We start from the raw sequence: 2194 nt of genomic DNA, 5'->3' as shown, positions 1-2194 counted from the left end.
ACTGGCTCAGGACATTGAAGCCCCCGCCTCTTCGCTACCCGATGCCGATGAACTGGCCCCAGGAAACACGAACCGGCTCCAACTTCAGCAGGTGGGGCAAGACCAAGCCGCAACTGCAGTTCAGTCCGGCCAGCAACAGCAACTACGTATCTTTCAGGAAGGCGAAGCCCAGCAGTTGCAACTCTTCCAGCTTGGTAACAACAACGACTGGAACGTTACTCAGCGGGGCATTGGTCATGAATATACCGGCGTACTGCGCGGCGATCAGAACGACGTTCAGGTACACCAGCAGGGAGCTTACAATCGCTTACAGCAAGACCTGATTGGCAATGGTATGGATTACCAGATCACCCAGCAAGGTAGCCAACTGGAACTCATCCAGATTGAAAATGATGGTATGGCCCCAGCTTACCAGGTGCACCAGCAGGGCCGCGATATGCGCATCATCATCGAAAACGGATTCCGTCCTTTACCCGAATAAACATCCAATACAACCAAAAAAATACAATGCATTATTTACGAAACCTTTTTTTGTTATTCTGCCTAAGTGGGCTACTTGCCTGTCAGGAAGATACTATTGACTTAGTTACTTTCGCTCAGTTAACGGGCACTGTCACTAATGAGGCTGGTAATCCGGTAGCTGGGGCACAAGTATCTACGGTTCCGCCCACCTCAGTAGCTCTCACTGATAGCAGCGGAACATTTCAATTAGCTGGCTTGCCCACCGGAGAGTATACCATTACTACTCAGAAAACAGGCTATCGTAACGAATCCTTCAAACTATCGTTGCTGTCCGAACAGATTGCCACTTTAGCATTTGCTTTAGTTCCAGCAAAAGCAAATCGAGGTAGCATAACCGGCACTATTCGGGATGCTATTACGCAGAACCCAGTAAACGGAGCCAGTATTGAAACTCACCCCGCTACCACAGGTTTGCTTACTAGTGCCGACGGAACGTTCCAATTGGACTCACTAACTACAGGTGATTACCGTATTGAAATAAAAAGACTGGGATACCAACCTGATACCGTAACTGTAGCCGTATCAGAAGGTAAACCAACCAAGGTTGAATTACTGTTGATTCCTCAAGCAGTGACAGGCTTTTCTTATCCCACTTCACCTGTTCCGGCGCAGGGGGAAGAAGAACAACCTACTGAACTCACATTACGTTGGCAGGCTGTTGGCTCGCCCGAAGAGATTCGCTACGAAGTCGTTCTTTATCCAACGGATAATCCGGAAGGGCAAATTGTGGCTACTAGTTTAACGGATACCAGCTTAGTTCTTACTGATTTAGAGTACGAGACGGCCTATTACTGGCAAGTGATCGCTCAGAATGCGCAGGGTCAGCGAAGTACTAGTGAACTGTGGAACTTTCGGACCGAAGACTTTCCCGAAACTGTATTTTTATATACCCAGCGTGTAGAAGGCGATTATGAGATTTTTTCGGCTAATGCCGAACGAGATCGTATTATTCGTCTAACTCACCAAGTAGGATATGATGCTTTTCCACAATTTAGTCCTAGCCGACAGTGGGTGGCTTACACCTCGCAAACTCCAGAGGGTCCTCAAATCTTTGTAATGGATAAACGAGGTAAGCAGAATTATCAGATCACACAACTTCCGGTGGCGGGCTATCACAATTTTGGTTCGGGTTTTTGCTGGTCGCCTGACGGAGGACAGCTACTGTACAGTCACTATAATAAACTCTACCGCATTAACCGCGACGGTAGCAACCTAGCGGTAGTCGCTACGGCTCCTGAAGGGCGTCATTTTAAAGCAGTAGATTGGTCCGGAATATCTCACAAAATAGTGGTGCAAGTTGTAGGCAGTGATAGTAACCAGAGTGAAATTTACTTAATGAACGAAGATGGCAGTAATGCCGAACAAATTCTAAAAGATCAGCCAGGTAGAACTGAATGCCCATCGTTCTCAATTGATGGTACTCAAATTCTCTATACTCACGACGTAGCTGGTTTTGAATCAACGACCGGACGGCAGCTCGACGCTCATATTTTCCGCTATCATATAGAGACTCAGGAAACCGTTGAGGTATCTTTAAATAAGCCATCGGGTACTAATGATTTACATCCCCGCCTTTCTCCCAACGGAGCACACATTATTTTTGAAAACACTTCTAACGAGCCGGGTGCTGCTAAGAGTATCTGGATAATGAATAGTGAAGGAGACGAACGAG

At 47.0% G+C, this 2194-nt stretch carries 2 protein-coding genes; both read left to right on the top strand.

Going from position 1 to position 2194, the window contains the following annotated elements; all coding sequences use genetic code 11:
• Positions 1 to 481: hypothetical protein (locus WBA23_RS10420; RefSeq protein ID WP_424582217.1), on the top strand; the 481-nt coding region annotated here is incomplete at its 5' end.
• Positions 482 to 531: 50 nt separating this feature from the next.
• A partial coding sequence (locus WBA23_RS10415; RefSeq protein WP_424582216.1) for a carboxypeptidase regulatory-like domain-containing protein occupies positions 532 to 2194 on the top strand: 1663 nt, incomplete at its 3' end.

Source organism: Tunicatimonas sp. (assembly GCF_049647865.1).
GTDB lineage: Bacteria > Bacteroidota > Bacteroidia > Cytophagales > Cyclobacteriaceae > Tunicatimonas.
The sequence above is the reverse complement of the archived record's forward strand: the minus strand, read 5'-3'. Positions and strand labels throughout refer to the sequence as shown.